This is a genomic window from Caulobacter vibrioides OR37 (genome assembly GCF_000372645.1).
GTDB classification, from domain to species: domain Bacteria; phylum Pseudomonadota; class Alphaproteobacteria; order Caulobacterales; family Caulobacteraceae; genus Caulobacter; species Caulobacter vibrioides_E.
Genome location: NZ_APMP01000007.1, coordinates 1 through 17,899, shown reverse-complemented (window position 1 = coordinate 17,899; position 17,899 = coordinate 1). Strand labels below are relative to the sequence as shown.

Below are 17,899 nucleotides of genomic sequence, written 5' to 3'. Positions count from 1 at the left end.
ACGGCCTTAGGCCAGCCGCGCCAGGGCCTGGGCCATCACCTTTTCTGGAACCGGCATCAGCTTGGGACCATCGGTCCACACCAGCGCCGCTTCGACCGCCCGGCCGGGGAACACCTCGCGCAGCACGGCGGCATAGACCGCCATCTGGGCCAGATAGGCCGGATCGGCGTCCTCGATGTGGTCGGGCGAGGGGCGGTTGGTCTTGTAGTCGACGACCAGGACGCGGGCCTCGTCCACCACCAGCCGGTCGACGCGGCCGGAGACGGCCAGGCCCTTGGGCAGGTGGGCGCTGGTCCCGGCCAGGGCGACCTCGGCGCGGGAGCCTGGGCCGAACACGGCCGAGAAGCGCGCGTCGTCCAGCACGCCAAAGGCGGCCGCCGCCATCTCCTCGCGCTGGTCGTCGGTCAGGTCGCGCTCGGCCGCCAGCAGCCGCCGCGCGGCGGCCGGCCGCTGGTCGGGCGCGAGGTCCGGCAGAATCTGCAGCAGCTTGTGCACCAGCTCGCCCCGGCGATAGCGGCCAAGCCCCGCGACGCGGGCCAGCGGCGAGGGCGCGGGGATGCGAGCGTTGTCCTCGATCCGCGATGGGGCGGCGTAGCGGGCGGCGGCCGGCTCCGGCGGCGCGACTTGAGTCATCCAGGCCGGCGCGTCGGCGGCGACGCGAATGTTCTCCTCGACGCCCGGCGCGGGCTCTGGATCGGGGCCGTAACGGAGGAAAGCGGTTTCGTCCTCGCCGATCGTCCGCACGTGCGGGGCGATGTCGGGATGGGCGAAAGCGTTGCGGACGGCCGCGTACCAGCCGCCGACCTTGTCGTCCTTGGTCCGCGCGTCGATGCGGCCGCACAGGATCAGCCGGTCCCGCGCCCGGGTCAGGGCCACGTAGAGCAGGCGCAGCGCCTCGTGGCTTTCCTTGTCCTCGCGCAGTTTCCGCGCCTTGGCCGAGGCCGCGCAGTCGCCCTTGCCGCTGGCGCACCACAGCAGCGCGCCGTCATCAGTGACCAGCAGCGGCGAGCCGCCGGCCCCGCGCTTCACCGTTGTCTCGGGCAGGAAGACGATCGGCGCCTCCAGCCCTTTGGAGCCGTGGGCGGTCATCACCCGCACCTCGCGCCGGGCGCCTTCCATCTCGCGTTTGACGATGATGTCCAGCGCCGCGAAGTCGGCGACCAGGGCCTCAAGATCGCGCACGCCGCGCTGCTCGGCCTCCATGACCTGGGCCAGGAACTCGTCGAGCGCTTCCTCGGCTTCGGCGCCCAGGCGGGTCAGGACCTTGGCGCGATGCGAGCGGCCGGCTTCGTCCGCGAGGCCGAGCCAGGCGGCGTAGAATTCGAACGGCTGGCGACGGCGGCCTTCGGCCAGCGCCCAGCCCAGCACCGTCCGCGCGACGGTCCATTCGGGGCGCTCCTCGGCGCGTCGCTGAAGTTCGGCCCAAAGCGTGGCGCGGCGGCCCTTGGCCAGGGCGTAGACGTCCTCGTCGGTCAGGGCGCAGAACGGCGTCTTCAAAAGCGCCGCCAGGGTCAGGTCGTCGTCCGGGAACAGGACGAACCGGCCCAGCGCCAGCAGGTCCTCGAAGGCGATGTGGCTGGACAGAGCCAGGCGGTCGGCCCCGGCCACCGGCACGCCGCGCCGTTTCAGGGCGCGGATGATCTCCTCGAACAGCACCTTGCGGCGGCGAACCAGGACCAGAATGTCGCCGGCGTGGGCGGCGCGATGGCGGCCCAGCTCCTTGTCGAACACAGCGTCGCCGCGCTTGAGGATGGCGGCGGTCTCGGCGGCGATGGCTTCGGCCAGGCGGCGGTTGGCGCTGCGCTCGCCCTCGGCGTCCAGCGGCGCCTCCCAGGCCTCGCGCTCCTCGCCGGGCAGTTCGCGGGTCAGCGGCCAGAGATCGACGCAACCGGGATGGCCATGGCGGAACAGCTCGTGGCGGACGAGGTCCTGGCCGACCGGCGGCGGCACGCCCTCACGGGTCTCGGGATCGGAGAACAGGGCGTCGACGAAGCTCAGGACCTCGTGGGTCGAGCGGTACGAGACCGTCAGCGGCACGCCCTTGCCGACCGCGCCGACCGCCTCGATGCGGGCGATGTAGCCTTGGGTCTCTTCCAGCAGCCGCGTGGGATCCGCGCCCTGGAACGAATAGATCGACTGCTTCTCGTCGCCGACGATGAACAGCGTGCGCTCGGCGCGCCGGCCGCTCCAGCCTTCGGAGGTCTCGCCGGCGAAGAAGTCGGCGGTCAGGGCGCGCAGGATTTCCCACTGCTCGGGGGCGGTGTCCTGGGCCTCGTCCAGCAGGATGTGGTCGACGCCGCCGTCCAGCTTGTAGAGCACCCAGGCGGCCTCGACCTTCTCGGTCAGCAGGACGCGGGTCTTGTCGATCAGGTCGGTGAAGTCGAGCGCGCCGCGCGCCTCCTTCTCGGCCATGTGGCGCTCGATATAGAGGCCGGCCAGTAAGAGGGCGTTCTGGGTGTCCTCGGCCACCTTGGCGGCGCGGACCTGTTCGCGGGCGGCCTCCAGCTTGGCCTGTTCCAGCAGCAGGGCCTCGCGCAGGTCCTCGCGGCTCTTCAGGCCGGAGGTCTTGGCGGGCCAGGTCGCGGGCGTTCCTTCGCCGCCCTCGGTGAACAGGGCGCGGAGAGCCAGCTCCAGCGTGGCGTCAGGATCGCGGGCCACGGCGGCCAGGGCCTCGGCGTATTTGGCGTCCTGCTTGCCGCCGCCGTCGAACAGCACGGTCGCCGCCGCGCGCCAGGCGGGCAGGTCGAGGCGCGCCATGGCGCGCGCGGCCAGGTCCTCGGCTGAGGTCGGCGCGTCGAAGCCGCAGCGCTTCCACGCGTCGGCGATCGCTTCGGCCAGGCCGCCGCAGCGCTGGACATAGGCCATGATCTGGCCGCGCCGCGCCTCGAAGCCCGTGAACATCGCCTCGAAGCTCTGGAAATCCAGCGCCACTGAGAACCGCGCATAAGCGTCCGCGAACGCATCGTCGTTAGTGTCGACCCAGTTGGCGACGGCGCGGCGGGCGGCGCGGGCGATCGCGGCGCCGGCCTGGTCGTCCATCACCGTGAAGCCGGGCGAGACCCCGGCCTCCAGCGGGAAACGCCGCAGCAGCTTTTCGCAGAAGGCGTGGATGGTCTGGATCTTCAGGCCGCCGGGCGTCTCCAGCGCCTGAGCGAACAGGGCGCGGGCCTTCGAGAGACGGTCGGCGTCATAGACCTCGCCGTCGCCAACCAGCTTGATCAGCTCGGCGCGCAGGTCCGCGTCGCTGGTGACAGACCACTTGCCCAGCCGCTCGAAGAGGCGCCGCTGCATCTCTGCGGCGGCGGCCTTGGTGTAGGTCACGCAGAGGATCGCCTCGGGGGCCACCTTGGCCAGCAGCAGGCGCGCGACCCGGTCGATCAGGGTCTTGGTCTTGCCCGAGCCGGCGTTGGCGGTGACGAAGGCCGAGATCGCCGGATCGGCGGCGACGCGCTGTGGATCGTGCAGCATTAGAAAGATGCTCCCCTGCTTTGCGGGGGAGCTGTCACGAAGTGACTGAGGGGGCTAATGCGGCTTGCGTCCAGCTTGCCCCCTCCGGCCCTCCGGGCCACCTCCCCCGCGTCGCGGGGGAGGATCTGAGCGGAGACCGGTCTCACTCGCCCTCTCCGTCGTCGCCGCTGGTCGACCATTCGAACACCCGCGCCAGGTGGGCGTAGTCGCCGGGGTGCTCTTTCACGAACTGGGGCGCGACCCGCGATCGGTAGGGCTCGTCGGGATCGTCATAGCGGGCGATCAGCTTGACGAGGCCGTCCATGGCCTTGCGCGCGGCCTCCTCGCTCTCGCCGCCGGACAGGGCGCGGACCTGCTCCTCGCCGGCGGGCTTGCGGCCGGTGACGCGGACATATGTCAGCTCGCCCGGCGCGGGGCTGCCCAGGTCCGGGAAGCCGCCGTTCATCAGGATCGCCGCCGTCAGGGTCAGCTGCGGCGAGAAGCCGGTGTCGACCTGCTTCTGCGACGGCGCGGCGCCGGTCTTGTAGTCGAGGATGTGGGCGGTCCCGTCCGCGGTGGGTTCGATGCGGTCGGCCTTGGCGGTCAGGGTGAAGGGGCGGCCGTTGATCGAGAGCTCCAGCCGGCCCTCGGCCTCGACCACGATCTTGCGGGCGCTCGCGCGGCGATGACGCTCCCAGTCGGCGACCCAAAGCGCGGCCTCGCGGGCCAGGGCCTTCTCGCGGGCGAGGGCCGTTGGCGGCATGCCGGCCCCGACCAGGGCCTCGATGTAGAAGCGCTCGAACACACCCGCCGCGTCGGCGGGCACGGCGTCCGGATAGGTCTCGGCGAACTTTTCGAAGGCCGCGTGGATCGCCGTGCCGCGCGCGCGGGCCTCGACCGGTTCGTCCGGGCGCTCCAGCGGATAGAGCTTGAGGATATCGCGGGCCCAGACGGCGTAGGGATCACGGGTCAGGGCCTCGACGCGGGTGACGGCCATCCTGCGCGGGCGGTCCTCGACAGGCGGGCGCGGTTCAGGGCGCTTGATCGGCGAATAAGGCTCGGGCGCGTCGAGGGCGCGGACCCAGTCCAGCACGTCGTCGCGGCGGGGCAGGGAAAGGCCCGCGCCGGCGGCCAGGGTCTTCAAGCGCCACAGCCACCGCGACTCGACGGCCGGCGCGCCGCCGCGCCGCTCGCAGTGGACCAGCACCACGTCGGGCGCGCTGGCGGCCTGGGCGAAGTCGTGGGCGGTCAGGCCGACGCGCCGCTCGGGCGGCGGCAGGCCCAAGCGCGCGCGCATCGGCCGCGACAGGAAGGGGTCGATCGGCGCGCCTTGCGGCCAGACGCCTTCCTCCAACCCCGCCAGCACCAGGCGGTCGGCGCGCACCAGGCGAGCCTCGATGGCGCCCAGGATGCGCAGTCGCGGGTGAGTGGCGCCGCCGACGCGGACCGTCTCCTCGTTGACCAGCCGGTCGAGGATGTCGGCGAAGGCCTGGGGCGAGGCGCCGGGCAGGGGCTCGCCGTCCTGGATCAGGGCGGCCATCAGCGCGCCCAGGCACTCGCCCGCGCCGCCGGCCCACAGGCGGGGCGGCGCGATCAGGCCTTCCAGCGCCTCGACCAGCGCCTTGGCCGCCTGGCAGGGGCGAGCGTAGCCGTCGGCATAGGGGCTGGCGGCGTGGTCGACGGCGGCGAGCACGCGCTCGCACAGCGCCAGAGCCTCGGGGGCGTCCTTCAGTCGGACGCGCAGCACCTCGGCCGAGCCGGGCGCGGCGCCGCGCAGGCCCTTGCGTTCCAGGAGAGCGGCGGCCGGCGCCTCGTCCTCGTCCAGCACCAGCGGGTGCTTTGCCACGGCCAGCAGGCGCACCGGATTCAGCGGCTCCTCGACGAGGCGCGCGAAGTGCAAAGCCAGGATCGCCGAGCCGCCGGCGGCCAGCGGCGCGCCGGCCGAGCTGTCCGGGATCACGCCCCAGCGCTGCAGGCGGGTCATCACCCGCCGGGCCAGGGTCTGGTCGGGCGTCACGAGCGCGGCGGTCTTGTCCGGCGTTTCCAGCGCCTCGCGCAGGAGCAGCGCGCAGGCTCCGGCGGCCTCTTCCTCGGCGCGAGCGGCGATGACGGAAAAGCCCGTCAGGCCCTCGGCGATCGGGTCGAGGTCCGGCGCCTCGGCGCGCAGGGATGCGATCTGGGCCAGCCAGTCGGCGGTGGCCTCGGCCGGGCGCAGGGCCTCGTTGACGATCCGCCGCCGCCAGCGTCCTCGGCTGTCGACATCGGGAACCCAAGCGCGGACGTCGGCCCGTGACACGCCCGCCCGGTCCAGCAGGCGCTTCATGGCGCCTTGCGGGTGCTGCTCGCCCTGCGTCCCCTCGATCTTGGCCCAGGCGGTGTCGGCCAGATCTTCGTCGAGACCGGGCAGCACGACGGCGCCCTTGGGCGCGACGGCGACGACGCGCAGCAGGTCGGCGGTGGCCGGCGCGGTGCCGGTCGAGCCGGCGGCGACCAGCACCTCGGTCGGCGGGGTTTCGGACCACTGCTTCTCCAGCGCGCGTAGCAGGCGGACCCGGCGCTCGGAGACGTCGATCAGGCCCAGGTCCTTCAACCGCTCGGGCCAGGCGCGCAGCACGGCCTTCAGGAAGCGGGCCGAGACCTGCCAGTGCTGGGCCAGATCGCCCTCGGCCAGGCCGTCCAGCTTGTCCTCGAACGGGATCTCCTCGATCTGGCAGCTGTCGAGGAAGTCCGACAGGGCCTTGGCCAGTTCCAGAGCCTGGACGGGGCCGGGCTTGAAGGACAGCAGGCTCCCGTGATCGACCACCAGCCGCGCCAGCTCGAACCGGCGGCGGCGCGAAGCGATGGCGGGCGGCAGGTCGATCGAGAGCTCGCCCGGCTCGAACGGCGGCTCGCCCTCGTCGAGGTCGCCGAGCGGACGGATCTGCGGCAGCAGCAGGGCGCGCCCGCCGCCGACCGCCAGGAAGGCGTCGGCCAGGGCGCGGGCGCCGCGCCGGGTGGGGGTCAGGACCGTGGCGCGGGGCAGGGCCTCGGGGCCCAGCGGCTCCAGGGCGTTCAGCAGGCCGCGCGCCAGGTCGTCGACGAACGGCCGGTGCGCGGGGATCGAGAACCAGCGCGGCCCCGGACGCTCAAAGAAGGGGGCCGGAGCGCTCATCCTTGAGCCAGCCTCGCCTCGGCGGCCAGCTTGGCGTCGGGATCGCCGACGTGCATCCAGAGCCCGTCCGGCGCGACGCCGTGGACGCGGTGGTCGGCGGCGAGGCGCTTCCACAGCGGCAATAGCGAGAACGGCCCATCCGGACCGTCGGCGGTGATCCGGGGCTTGCAGATGTGCACGCCGACATAGACCAGCGGCGCGATCTCGCCGGGGTCCTTGAAGCGGACGACGCCATCGTCGCCGAGGAACACGTCGCCGGTGTCATGGAAGCCCAGCGATTCCCGGGTCGAGGCCAGCATCAGGCAGACGTCCATCCTGGCCGGGTCCCAGGCGGCCGCCACGGCGTCGATGGCCGCCCCGGCGCGTTCGATCCAGATCGAATCGATATTGGCGACGAAAACAGGGCTTTCGCCCAGCAGCGGCAGGGCGTGCTTGATCCCGCCGCCGGTCTCCAAGGCCTGAGGGCGTTCGTCGGAGATGACGATGCGCGGCCTCAGCCCCTTGGCCTCGCGAGCCTTGAGGTGGGCTTCGACGACGTCGGCGAAATAGTGGACATTGACCACGGCGGTCTCGACCCCGGCGGCGGCCAGACGGTCCAGCATGTGATCGATCAGCGCCTTGCCCGCGACCTCGACCAGGGCCTTGGGGCGGTCGTTGGTCAGGGGTCGCATCCGGGTGCCAAGCCCGGCGGCCAGCACCATCGCGATCTTGGGCCCCTTGGCGGCGGCGCTCATCGACGGGCCTCCGCCGGAACGTAGCGGTCGAACCAGGCTTTCAGGTCGGCGAGGGCCGGATCGGCCAGGTTGCGCTCCAGATAGCGCCAGGTGCGCGGCATGAAGGCCTCGTACTGGCGACGGCCCAGCAGGGCCTGGCGCGCGAAGACGCGGCCCAGGATGCGGGCCGCGTTCGAGGCCGCGAGCGCGCGGTAGTCGGCGATGAAGGCCTCTCGCTCGACGCTCGAGCGGGCGGTGAGATAGCGGTCCAGCATGGCCGCCTCCAGCGCCGCCGACACATCGCGCCGAGCGTCCTGTAGCAGATGGGTCAAGTCCCAGGCTGGATGGGCGCGCAGAGCGTCCTGGAAATCCAACAAGCCGACGCGGGCCACGCCCTTGCGTTCGGGCAGCCAGAGCAGGTTCTGCGCGTGATAATCGCGATGGGTGAAGACGCTGGCTCCGGCCTCGCCCCGCACCCACACCGGCGCCCATAGCGCGTCCCACTCAGCCACGGCTTCGGGCGTGAACGCGGGGATGCCGGCGAATTGCGGCCACCATTCCAGGAAGGTGTCGGTGGCGTGTTTCAGGGCCAGGGCGTCATAGGTGAGCAGCGGCCAGCGCGCCTCGTCCACGGTCAGAACGTCCGGCGGTGTTTCGGCGTGCAGGACGACTTGCAGGTCGACGGCGGCCTCGTAGAGCGGGCGTTCGTCCTGCCCCTCGGCGATCAGCGTGGCATAGAGTCCGTCGCCCAGGTCCTCCAGGACGGCGAGGCCCTGGGCGACGTCGTAGGCGTGGATCCTCGGGGCCGACAGACCGCGTTGGCGCAGATAGTCGGCGGTGGCGACGAAGGCGGCGACCGAGCCGGCGGCGAGGCGCGCGGCGGCGTTGTAGCCCAGGGCCAGCCGCTCGGCGTCGGTCGCGTTCGGCGGGCAAACGACGCTTTCCAGCGCCGGCGGCTGGTCCATGAAGATGAAGCTCTGGCCGCCCTCGCGATGCAGGCGCTCGTAGCTGCGCGTTGAGGCGTCGCCGCCCAGCGGCTGGCGGCGGACGTCGCCGAAGCCGTGGGCTTTCAGGAACGCGGCCTTCGCCGCTTCACGCTCAGAACTCAAGGGGGCGTCCTTCGAAACTACCGTGCGCCGTGAGGACGGCGCGTCGCGCGCCGCCATCGAGGGCGATGTCTATATCGAGCCGATTCGGCGGCAAACGCCCTTCCAGCCGCTGCGGCCATTCGATCAGGGCGACGCCGCCGTCCAGCGCCTCATCCAGGCCGATCTCGTAGGCCTCGTCGGGATCGGTGAGGCGATAGAGGTCGAAGTGGGCCAGCGGAAAAGCGGGCGTCTCGTAGAACTGCACCAGGGTGAAGGTCGGGCTCGGAACCTCCTCGTCCGGGGACGTCAGGGCGCGGATCAGGGCCCGGGCCAGGGTCGACTTGCCGGCGCCGAGCGGGCCCGTCAGGCAGATCGCGTCGCCGAGGCGCAATGACGCGGCCAACTGGCGGCCGAGCGCCTGGGTCGCGGCCTCGTCGGCCAGGTGGAGGGTCTTCATCCGTCTCCCATAGCGCGTCGCCTCGACGATGTTGAGAGGCGCAAGCCCCTTCCCCCCGCGTCCCGCACGCGCTAACCGCACATCCCGATGCCGACATCCCTTCGCACCGCCTATCGCGAGCGCCTGGCCCAGGGCGAGATCAAGCCGGACGCCGCCCAGGCCGCCGCCGTCGAGGCGCTCTCGCGGCTGGAGGCCGATCTCGACAACGCCGGCGAGCCCGGCTTCTCGCTGTTTGGCCGCAAGCCCAAGAGCCAGCGGGGCGTCTATCTCTGGGGCCCCGTCGGTCGCGGCAAGTCCATGCTGATGGACCTGTTCTTCGACAGCGCGCCGGTCGCCAAGAAGCGCCGCATCCACTTTCACGCCTTCATGGCCGAGGTCCACGCCGACATCGACGCTTGGCGCAAGGGCGACGCGGCGGTGCGCAAGGCGCGCTTTGGCCAGCACAAGGGCGACGACCCGATCGTCCCGACGGCGGACCTGATCGCGCAGAACGCCCGGCTGCTGTGCTTCGACGAGCTGCAGGTCACCGACATCGCCGACGCCATGATCCTGGGGCGGCTGTTCGAGGCCCTGTTCGCGCGGGGCGTGACCCTGGTGGCCACCTCGAACCGGCCCCCGGACGATCTCTACAAGGACGGGCTGAACCGCCAGCTCTTCCTGCCTTTCATCGATATGCTGAAGTCGGCGCTGGATGTCGTGGCGGTGCGCGGTCCGGTGGACTTCCGCCTGGACCGCTTGCGGGCGGCCCGCACCTGGCTGGCGCCGAACGACAACGCCAGCCAGGCCGAGTTCGAGCGACTTTGGACCGACATGCTGGACGGCGCGGCCGAGAGCGGCGCGACCTTGAAGGTGCTGGGTCGCGAGATGCGCCTGCCGCGCGCCTCCGGCGGCCTGCTGCGGGCCTCGTTCGCCAGCCTTTGCCAGCAGGCGTTGGGACCCCAGGATTACTTGGCCGTCGCCGAGCGCTTCCACACGATCTTCCTGGAGGACGTTCCGCGCCTGACCCCGGCCAAGCGCGACGCGGCCAAGCGTTTCAACACGCTGATCGACGCGCTTTACGAGGCGGACGCCAAGCTCGTGGCCCTGGCCGAGGCCGAACCGGAGGCGTTGTATCCCGAGGGCGACGGCGCCTTCGAGTTCGAGCGCACCGTGTCGCGCCTGCAAGAGATGCGCTCGGCCGACTATGTCTCGCGCGTTCGCGATTAGGAGCCCTCAATGTCCGTCAAAGACCGCGTCCGCGTTCGCGAAACCAAGCTGCTGTCCGACAACTGGTACGTCCTGAAGACCACGACCTTCGACTGGAAGCGGCGCGACGGCGCGTGGCAGACCCAGAGCCGCGAGCACTACGATCGCGGCAATGGGGCGGTCTTGCTGCCCTATAACCGGGCCAATCGCACCGTGCTGTTGGTGAAGCAATTTCGCTATCCGGCCTATGTGAACGGCTATGACGATCTGCTGATCGAGGCGGCGGCCGGCTTGCTGGACGACGCCGAACCCGAGGTCCGCATCCGCGCCGAGGTCGAGGAGGAGCTGGGCTATCGGCTCGGCGAAGTGCGCAAGGTGTTCGAGGCTTTCATGAGCCCGGGCTCGGTGACCGAGATCCTGCACTTCTTCGTCGCCGAATATGACGCCGGAATGCGGATCGGCGAGGGCGGCGGCCATCCCGACGAGGGCGAGGACATCGAGGTGCTGGAACCGACCCTCGACGAGGCCCTGGCCATGATCGCCGACGGCCGCATATGCGACGCCAAGACCATCATGCTGCTCCAGCACCTGGCCCTGACGGTCTTCAGAGGTTAGTCGAACTCGCGCGCCAAGGGCACGGAGAAGCGCACGGTCAGGCCAGTCGAGGCGTAATCCGCCGAGACCACGCCGCGCAATTCGTTGGCGATGCTGCGCTCGATCAGCCGGGAGCCAAAGCCTCGTCGCCGAGGCTCCGCCGCTGGCGGTCCCCCCGTCTCGCGCCACTCGAAGACCAGCGTCGCGTCGGCCGTCACGGACCAGGTCAGGACGAGCTTTCCGGCGGTCGAGAGCGCGCCATACTTGGCCGCGTTCGTCGCCAGCTCGTGGAAGACCATGCCCAGCGAGAGCGCTACCCGCGCGGGCAGATGCGTCTCCGGCCCGTCCATCAGGACGCGCTCTTCCCCATAGGGGCCAAGCTCCTGCGACAGGATCTGGCGCAGACCGGCGCCGGCCCACTGGCTGTCGGTGAGGGCGTTATGTGTCTGGGACAGCGCCAGCAGTCGGGATTCGAAGGCGCCGGCGAAGGTCTCCGGCGTCGTCGAACCGCGCAGGGTCTGCTGGGCGATGGCTTGCACGGTCGCCAGGGTGTTCTTGACGCGGTGGTTCAGCTCGTCGAGCAAGAGTCGCTGGCGCTGGTTGGCCAGAACACGCTCGGTCATGTCCGAGCCCTCGACGAAGACGCCCGACACGGAGCCGTCCGCCTCGACGATCGGCTGATAGATGAAGTCGAGAAAGCGTTGCTCCAGCGGCGCGCCGGGTTCGCGGGCCAACATCACCGGCAGGTCGCGGCCGATGAAGGGCTCGGCGGAGCGCCTGACTTCGTCCAGAAGCGAAATGAAGCCTTGGTCCAGAACTTCCGGCAGCGCCAGGCGCAGGGGACGGCCGACAATGTCCCGTCGGCCCACCAGCCTCAGATAGGCCTCGTTGGCGAAGTCGAACACGTGGTCCTCGCCCTTCAGCACCGCCACGAAACTTGGGGCGCGCATGAAAAGGCGGCGGATCTGCATGCTCTGGGATTGCAGGGTCTCGACCCGCCGCAGCACGGAATCGCCCAACATGGCGGTGCTCGGCGGCGCCTCGGGGCGGAAGGCGGAGTCCTTGAGACGTTTGAGTTCGGTGATGTCCTGGGTGTTCTGCAGGATGAAGCCCGGGCCCTCGTTGGAAGGCACCCAGGTGTGGGTGCAGCTCCAATAGCGATCCTCGAACCCGCCGCCCGCTTCCGCGGGTTTGGGTATCGCGTAACGCAGTACGGCGATCACGTCCGTCTTGCCGGTGTCGCGGGTGCGAAAAAGCGACTCTTCGAGCAGCCGCCGGCTCTCGCCCTCGGCGGGGAAGGCGTCGAATACGTACCGGCCGCACAGGTCTTCGCGCGTGCGGCCCGTGACCTCCAGATAGGCCGCGTTCATTTCGACGATGTTCAGGGCGTGGTCCATCATCATGTACGGCGTCGGTATCCGATCAAACACCGCCTTGAAGTCGATCGGACTCGCCATATCCCCGCGCGCCTCTCCCTAGCCCAGCCCAAAGTAACGCAACCTTGGCCGTAAGGGTTCCCCCTCTCGCTCGTCGCGCGAGGTGCGAACGTTTCTCAAGAGGGCGCCGTTTAATTGACACCCCCGTCCTCGCGCTTAAAAGCGTCCCGCAACGCACAAAGGCTACTGAGGTTGGACCTCTCATGACCGACACGAGCCGGGGGCTGCCTGAGCGCCCGATGTCGCCCCACCTGCAGGTGTGGCGTTGGCATATCACCATGGCCTGTTCGATCCTCCACCGCGGCTGCGTCGTCGGCCTGTGGGTCGGCGCCGTGATCCTGGCCGGCTGGGCCGCCGCCCTGGCCGCCGGTTCCGACGCCTATGCCGGCTATGTCGGCCTGCTGGGCTCGCCGATCGGCAAGCTGGTTCTGCTGGGCGAGACCTTCGCGGTGTTCTTCAACATCGCCTACACCATCCGCCAGACCTTCTGGGACACCGGCAAGGGCTTCCAGCCCCGCGTGGCCGACATGACCGGCGCCATGGCGATCGCCTTCGCGGTCGTGGCGACGATCGTCACCTGGGTTATCGCCCACGCGAACGGAGCGTTCTGATCATGAGCAAGAACGACCTCTTCCAGCCCCAGCAGTTCCGCACGCCTCTGTCGCGCGCGCGGGGCATGGGCGCCTCGCGCCACGGCGTCAGCCACTTCATCACCGAGCGCGTTTCGGGTCTCGCCCTGGCGCCGCTGAGCATCTGGGGCGTTTTCGCCGCCCTGAAGCTGATCGGCGCCGACCAGCAGACCGCCGCCGCCTGGGTCAGCCAGCCGGTCAACGCGGTGCTGCTGGGTCTGCTGCTGATCTCGGCCCTGATCCACCTGTCGAACGCGGTGCAGGTGGTCATCGAGGACTATGTCCACCGCTTCACGAGCAAGTCGGCCCTGGTGATCGGCAACCTGTTCGTCTGCGTGCTGGCCGGCGCCGTCGGGATCTTCTCGATCCTGAAGGTCGCCCTGACCGTGACCGGAGCCCATTGATGTCGGCCTACAAGTTCATCGATCACAAGTTCGACGTCGTTGTCGTCGGCGCCGGCGGTTCTGGCCTTCGCGCCGCGCTCGGCTGCGCCCAGGCCGGCTTGAAGACCGCCTGCGTCACCAAGGTGTTCCCGACCCGCAGCCACACGGTGGCCGCTCAAGGCGGCATCTCGGCCTCGCTGGGCAATATGAGCCAGGACGACTGGCGCTGGCACATGTTCGACACCGTCAAGGGTTCGGACTGGCTGGGCGACCAGGACGCCATCGAGTACCTGACCCGCAACGCCCCGGCGGCTGTCTATGAGCTCGAGCACTGGGGCGTGCCCTTCTCGCGGACGGCCGACGGCAAGATCTATCAGCGCGCTTTCGGCGGCATGACCAAGAACTTCGGCGAAGGCCCGATCCAGCGCACCTGCGCGGCGGCCGACCGGACGGGTCACGCCATGCTGCACACGATGTACGGCCAGTCCCTGGCCCACGACACCGAGTTCTTCATCGAGTACTTCGCCCTCGACCTGATCATGGACGACGGCGTCTGCCGCGGCGTCACCGCGTGGAAGCTCGACGACGGCACCCTGCACCGCTTCCAGGCCCAGATGGTGATCCTGGCCACGGGCGGTTACGGCCGCGCCTATTTCTCGGCGACCTCGGCCCACACCTGCACGGGCGACGGCAACGCCATGGCCCTGCGCGCCGGCCTGCCGCTGCAGGACATGGAATTCGTGCAGTTCCACCCCACCGGCATCTACGGCGCCGGCTGCCTGATCACCGAAGGCGCCCGCGGCGAAGGCGGTTATCTCACCAATTCGGAAGGCGAGCGCTTCATGGAGCGCTACGCCCCGTCGGTGAAGGACCTGGCGCCGCGCGACATGGTCAGCCGCGCGATGACCATCGAGATCCGCGAAGGCCGTGGCGTGGGTCCGAACAAGGACCACATCTTCCTGCACCTCGACCACCTGGATCCCAAGATCCTGGCCGAGCGCCTGCCGGGCATCTCGGAAACCGCCAAGGTGTTCGCTGGCGTCGACGTGACCAAGGCGCCGATCCCGGTGTTGCCGACCGTCCACTACAATATGGGCGGCATCCCGACGAACTATCACGGCGAGGTCGTCACCAAGGACGGCGACAATCCCGACAAGGTGATCCCGGGCCTAATGGCCGTGGGCGAAGCGGCCTGCGTGTCGGTGCACGGCGCCAACCGCTTGGGCTCGAACTCGCTGATCGATCTGGTGGTGTTCGGCCGCGCCGCGGCTCTTCGCTGCGCCGAGATCGTCAAGCCGGGCGCCAAGCAGCCCGAGTTGAAGGCCGAGCAGACCGAGGCGCATCTGGCGCGCTTCGACCACTTCCGCAACGCCTCGGGCTCGACCGGCACCGCCGAGCTGCGTCTCGAGATGCAGAAGGCGATGCAGGAAGACGCCGCCGTGTTCCGCACCGGCGAGAGCCTGGACAGCGGCGTGAAGCGCCTGCAGGCCGTCTGGGACAAGAAGAGCGACATCAAGGTTTCCGACCGTGGCCTCGTGTGGAACACGGACCTGATGGAGACCCTGGAGTTCGACAACCTGATCGGTCAGGCCGTCGTGACGGTGAACGGCGCGGTGAACCGCACCGAGAGCCGGGGCGCCCACGCCCGCGAGGACTTCGCCGACCGCAACGACACCGAATGGATGAAGCACACCCTGGCTTGGCTGGATAACCAGTCGGGCAAGGTGAAGATCGATTACCGTCCGGTGCACAGCTACACGATGTCCGACGACATCGCCTACATCCCGCCGAAGCAACGGGTCTACTGAGGGTCCGATGGTCGAACTCGCTCTCCCCAAGAACTCGCAGGTCAAGTCGGGCAAGCACTGGCCGGCTCCCGCGGGCGCCAAGAAGGTCAAGACCTTCAAGATCTATCGCTACGACCCGGAAGCGGGCGGCAATCCGCGCTGGGACACCTACGACGTCGATATGGACGCCGTGGGGCCGATGGTCCTGGACGCCCTGCTGTACATCAAGAACACCATCGACCCGACCCTGGCCTTCCGTCGGTCGTGCCGGGAGGGCGTCTGCGGCTCGTGCGCGATGAACATCGGCGGCCGCAACACCCTGGCCTGCACGCATGGCTGGGCCGAGGTCCCTGGCAAGGCCGTCCAGATCAGCCCGCTGCCGCACATGCCGGTGGTCAAGGACCTGATCCCGGACCTGACGCTGTTCTACGCGCAGTACGCCTCGATCGAGCCCTGGCTGCACACCGACACGCCCGAGCCTCAGGCCGAGTGGAAGCAAAGCCCGGAAGACCGCGAGAAACTCGACGGTCTTTACGAGTGCATCCTGTGCGCCTGCTGCTCGACCTCGTGCCCCAGCTACTGGTGGAACGGCGACAAGTACCTGGGTCCGGCGGCCCTGCTGCATGCCTATCGCTGGCTGATCGACAGCCGCGACGAGGCCACCGGCGACCGCTTGGACGCGCTAGAGGATCCCTTCAAGCTCTATCGCTGTCACACGATCATGAACTGCGCCCAGGTCTGCCCCAAGGGGCTGAACCCGGCCAAGGCGATCGCCGAAATCAAGAAAATGATGGTCGAGCGCGTCGTCTGACGAGCTTGCACAAGGTCAGGGGGCGGCGATCTCGATCAGAGTCGCCGCCCCCTTCGTATCCGCCTTGATCAAAGGCGCTTGCCAATAGGTGACGCCGGCGTCATTTTTGACGAAATGGGAGGGCGTCCTTGAACGCTAACGTCAATCAGAACGCATGCGTCGTGATCGTCGGCGCGGGTCACGCGGGCGGTTCGGCCGCCGCTTTCCTCCGCCAGTATGGTCACGAGGGCCGGGTCGTGCTGATCGGCGACGAGCCGCTCCTGCCGTATCAGCGCCCGCCGCTTTCCAAGGCCTGGTTGAAGGGCGAGGCCGACGCCGACTCCCTGGCGCTGAAGCCGGCCGACTGGTACGCCCAGAACAATGTCTCCCTGCGCCTCGAAGGCGTGGCCGAGCGGATCAATCGCGCCGAGAAGACCGTGATCCTGGCCTCGGGCGAGGTCATTGCCTATGACGCCCTGATCCTGGCCACGGGCGCGCGCGCGCGCGAACTTCCGATTCCCGGGTCCGACCTGGCCGGCGTCCTGGCCCTGCGAACGGCCGCCGACGCTGAATTGCTCAAGCACGCCCTCGGGCCCGACAAGCGCCTGGCCGTGATCGGCGGTGGCTATGTGGGTCTCGAGGCCGCCGCTTCCGCCCGCGCTCTGGGCAGCCACGCCATGGTTATCGAACGCGAAAGCCGCGTCTTGGCGCGCGTGGCCTGCGAGACCCTGTCGACCTTCTTCCAGGATTATCACCGCCAGCATGGCGTCGCGTTCGAGCTCAACGCCGGCGTGGCGGGTTTCGAGGGTCGCGACGGTCACGTCACGGGCGTGCGCTTCACCGACGGCCGCGTGGTGGCCTGCGACGTCGCCCTGGTCGGGGTGGGCGCGGTTCCGAATGACGAGCTGGCCAAGGACGCTGGCCTCGACACCGCCAATGGCGTGGTCGTCGACCTGGAGGCCAGGACCAGCGATCCGTCGATCTTCGCGATCGGCGACGTCGCGCATCGGCCGCTGCCGCTATATGAGCGCCAGTTCCGCCTGGAGAGCGTTCCCAACGCCCTGGAGCAGGCCAAGCAGGCCGCTTCGGCGATTCTCGGCCGTCCGGGGCCGGCGCCGGAGGTTCCCTGGTTCTGGTCCGACCAATATGATCTGAAGCTGCAGATTGCCGGCCTGCCGTTCGAGGCCGACCGCCAGGTCGTTCGCGGCGACGTCGCCGTGGCCAAGTTCGCCGTCTTCCACCTGAAGGGCGATCTGGTGCGGGCGGTCGAGGCGGTCAACGCGCCGGCCGAGTTCATGGCCGGTAAGCAGCTGATCGCCAAGCGCGCGCCGGTAAACGCTGAAAAACTCGCCGACACGCATGTGTCCATGAAAGAGGTGGCGGCTTAAGGTCGCCGAAGGGGAACAGAAAGCCACATGGCCAAGATCACCTACATCGAGTACGACGGCACGGAACATGTCATCGACGTCAAGTCGGGGCTGACCGTCATGGAAGGCGCCGTGAAGAACAACGTGCCGGGCATCGACGCCGACTGCGGCGGCGCCTGCGCGTGCGCGACCTGCCACGTCTATGTCGATCAAGCCTGGCTGGACAAGACCGGTGACAAGTCGGCCATGGAAGAGTCGATGCTGGATTTCGCCGAGAACGTCGAGCCCAACAGCCGCCTGTCCTGCCAGATCAAGGTCAGCGACGCGCTGGACGGCCTCGTCGTGCGTCTTCCCGAGAGCCAGCACTAAGCACGCCCTCGGGCGGCTGAGCCGAAACGTTCCGCCGGCCGTCAAAAGAGCGTTGTTATATTGTCGCGAGGGGGTTGCCAGAGCCGTGGGCGGGGACTAGATCAACGCCTCGCTCGGAACGGCTTCGTGACCGGACGACGCGGCTTCCGAAAGGAAGCTTGCATCGGTCCTGACGCTTGGCTAGATACCGCGCTCCAATCGACTCGATGATGGATCCGCAAGGGCGGCTTCGGCAGCCCTAGGGTCCTCTTTTTGTCTCTTCGCTACCCCGGCTTCGGGTGGTGCGGAAAAGTCGAAAAGAGTTGGTTGACTTCGGAATGTCGCTTCATTAGAAGCGCCGCTCCAATCATCGCCGCCAAGACTTCGAAAGAATTCAGCGGCGCGGTGATGGGCTAGTTAAGTAGAGATTTTGAGATCTTCTCGAAATAAAGACTTGACTGACTTGGTTGGCTTCTCTAGAAGCCTGCCACTCTGGCGCTTCCTGGATTTCCGGGGCTCGCCGG

The 17,899-nt window shown here is 69.2% G+C and carries 14 protein-coding genes; 8 read left to right on the top strand and 6 right to left on the bottom strand.

Annotated elements, in window-relative coordinates; genetic code table 11:
• Window positions 1–6: 6 nt before the first annotated feature.
• The 5 genes from addA to tsaE all read right to left on the bottom strand — a co-directional run bounded on the left by addA (window position 7) and on the right by tsaE (window position 8,856).
• The gene (gene addA, locus OR37_RS07915; protein WP_081612906.1) at window positions 7–3,465 is read right to left on the bottom strand and encodes a double-strand break repair helicase AddA; all 3,459 of its coding nucleotides are present in this window, start codon (window positions 3,463–3,465) and stop codon (window positions 7–9) included.
• A 145-nt stretch (window positions 3,466–3,610) separates the two neighbouring features.
• Window positions 3,611–6,598 (bottom strand): double-strand break repair protein AddB, encoded by a 2,988-nt coding sequence (gene addB, locus OR37_RS07910; protein WP_004617953.1) that lies wholly within the window; start codon window positions 6,596–6,598, stop codon window positions 3,611–3,613.
• Entirely contained in the window at window positions 6,595–7,332 is a 738-nt protein-coding gene (gene murU / locus OR37_RS07905) for an N-acetylmuramate alpha-1-phosphate uridylyltransferase MurU (RefSeq protein WP_004617952.1), read from the bottom strand. The genes addB and murU overlap by 4 nt, the downstream gene beginning before the upstream one ends.
• Window positions 7,329–8,420 (bottom strand): N-acetylmuramate/N-acetylglucosamine kinase AmgK, encoded by a 1,092-nt coding sequence (gene amgK, locus OR37_RS07900; RefSeq protein ID WP_004617950.1) that lies wholly within the window; start codon window positions 8,418–8,420, stop codon window positions 7,329–7,331. Before amgK ends, murU begins: the two co-directional genes overlap by 4 nt.
• Window positions 8,410–8,856 (bottom strand): tRNA (adenosine(37)-N6)-threonylcarbamoyltransferase complex ATPase subunit type 1 TsaE, encoded by a 447-nt coding sequence (gene tsaE / locus OR37_RS07895; protein ID WP_004617948.1) that lies wholly within the window; start codon window positions 8,854–8,856, stop codon window positions 8,410–8,412. The genes amgK and tsaE overlap by 11 nt, the downstream gene beginning before the upstream one ends.
• Window positions 8,857–8,943: 87 nt before the next feature.
• Here tsaE and zapE point away from each other — a divergent pair, with 87 nt between their 5' ends.
• Window positions 8,944–10,062 (top strand): cell division protein ZapE, encoded by a 1,119-nt coding sequence (gene zapE, locus OR37_RS07890; protein ID WP_004617946.1) that lies wholly within the window; start codon window positions 8,944–8,946, stop codon window positions 10,060–10,062.
• A 9-nt stretch (window positions 10,063–10,071) separates the two neighbouring features.
• Window positions 10,072–10,656 carry an NUDIX domain-containing protein gene (locus tag OR37_RS07885; protein ID WP_004617944.1) on the top strand — a complete coding sequence of 195 codons (585 nt, stop codon included), beginning with the start codon at window positions 10,072–10,074 and terminating at the stop codon, window positions 10,654–10,656.
• On the opposite strand, the gene OR37_RS07880 is transcribed toward OR37_RS07885, so the two are convergent.
• Entirely contained in the window at window positions 10,653–12,092 is a 1,440-nt protein-coding gene (locus tag OR37_RS07880; RefSeq protein WP_004617942.1) for an HWE histidine kinase domain-containing protein, read from the bottom strand. The genes OR37_RS07885 and OR37_RS07880 overlap by 4 nt on opposite strands.
• Before the next feature lie 182 nt (window positions 12,093–12,274).
• Between OR37_RS07880 and sdhC the strand changes: the two genes are divergently transcribed.
• The 6 genes from sdhC to OR37_RS07850 all read left to right on the top strand — a co-directional run bounded on the left by sdhC (window position 12,275) and on the right by OR37_RS07850 (window position 17,396).
• Window positions 12,275–12,682, top strand: a complete 408-nt coding sequence (sdhC, locus tag OR37_RS07875) for a succinate dehydrogenase, cytochrome b556 subunit (RefSeq protein WP_004617940.1) — start codon at window positions 12,275–12,277, stop codon at window positions 12,680–12,682.
• Window positions 12,649–13,104 carry a succinate dehydrogenase, hydrophobic membrane anchor protein gene (gene sdhD / locus OR37_RS07870; protein ID WP_165570589.1) on the top strand — a complete coding sequence of 152 codons (456 nt, stop codon included), beginning with the start codon at window positions 12,649–12,651 and terminating at the stop codon, window positions 13,102–13,104. Before sdhC ends, sdhD begins: the two co-directional genes overlap by 34 nt.
• Window positions 13,104–14,891 carry a succinate dehydrogenase flavoprotein subunit gene (gene sdhA, locus OR37_RS07865; protein ID WP_004617937.1) on the top strand — a complete coding sequence of 596 codons (1,788 nt, stop codon included), beginning with the start codon at window positions 13,104–13,106 and terminating at the stop codon, window positions 14,889–14,891. Before sdhD ends, sdhA begins: the two co-directional genes overlap by 1 nt.
• Before the next feature lie 7 nt (window positions 14,892–14,898).
• Window positions 14,899–15,681, top strand: a complete 783-nt coding sequence (locus tag OR37_RS07860) for a succinate dehydrogenase iron-sulfur subunit (RefSeq protein WP_004617936.1) — start codon at window positions 14,899–14,901, stop codon at window positions 15,679–15,681.
• A gap of 128 nt (window positions 15,682–15,809) precedes the next feature.
• Complete coding sequence (locus tag OR37_RS07855) at window positions 15,810–17,048, top strand: NAD(P)/FAD-dependent oxidoreductase (RefSeq protein WP_004617934.1); 1,239 nt, start codon at window positions 15,810–15,812, stop codon at window positions 17,046–17,048.
• A gap of 27 nt (window positions 17,049–17,075) precedes the next feature.
• Window positions 17,076–17,396, top strand: a complete 321-nt coding sequence (locus tag OR37_RS07850) for a 2Fe-2S iron-sulfur cluster-binding protein (RefSeq protein WP_004617931.1) — start codon at window positions 17,076–17,078, stop codon at window positions 17,394–17,396.
• Window positions 17,397–17,899 lie beyond the last annotated feature (503 nt).

Excerpts from the sequence above, each read along its gene's own strand:
- OR37_RS07880 (WP_004617942.1), bottom strand. The coding sequence starts at position 12,092 with ATGGCGAGTCCGATCGACTTCAAGGCGGTGTTTGATCGGATACCGACG.
- OR37_RS07860 (WP_004617936.1), top strand. The coding sequence starts at position 14,899 with ATGGTCGAACTCGCTCTCCCCAAGAACTCGCAGGTCAAGTCGGGCAAG.
- sdhC (WP_004617940.1), top strand. The coding sequence starts at position 12,275 with ATGACCGACACGAGCCGGGGGCTGCCTGAGCGCCCGATGTCGCCCCAC.
- tsaE (WP_004617948.1), bottom strand. The coding sequence starts at position 8,856 with ATGAAGACCCTCCACCTGGCCGACGAGGCCGCGACCCAGGCGCTCGGC.
- addB (WP_004617953.1), bottom strand. The coding sequence starts at position 6,598 with ATGAGCGCTCCGGCCCCCTTCTTTGAGCGTCCGGGGCCGCGCTGGTTC.
- OR37_RS07850 (WP_004617931.1), top strand. The coding sequence starts at position 17,076 with ATGGCCAAGATCACCTACATCGAGTACGACGGCACGGAACATGTCATC.
- zapE (WP_004617946.1), top strand. The coding sequence starts at position 8,944 with ATGCCGACATCCCTTCGCACCGCCTATCGCGAGCGCCTGGCCCAGGGC.
- murU (WP_004617952.1), bottom strand. The coding sequence starts at position 7,332 with ATGAGCGCCGCCGCCAAGGGGCCCAAGATCGCGATGGTGCTGGCCGCC.
- OR37_RS07885 (WP_004617944.1), top strand. The coding sequence starts at position 10,072 with ATGTCCGTCAAAGACCGCGTCCGCGTTCGCGAAACCAAGCTGCTGTCC.
- sdhA (WP_004617937.1), top strand. The coding sequence starts at position 13,104 with ATGTCGGCCTACAAGTTCATCGATCACAAGTTCGACGTCGTTGTCGTC.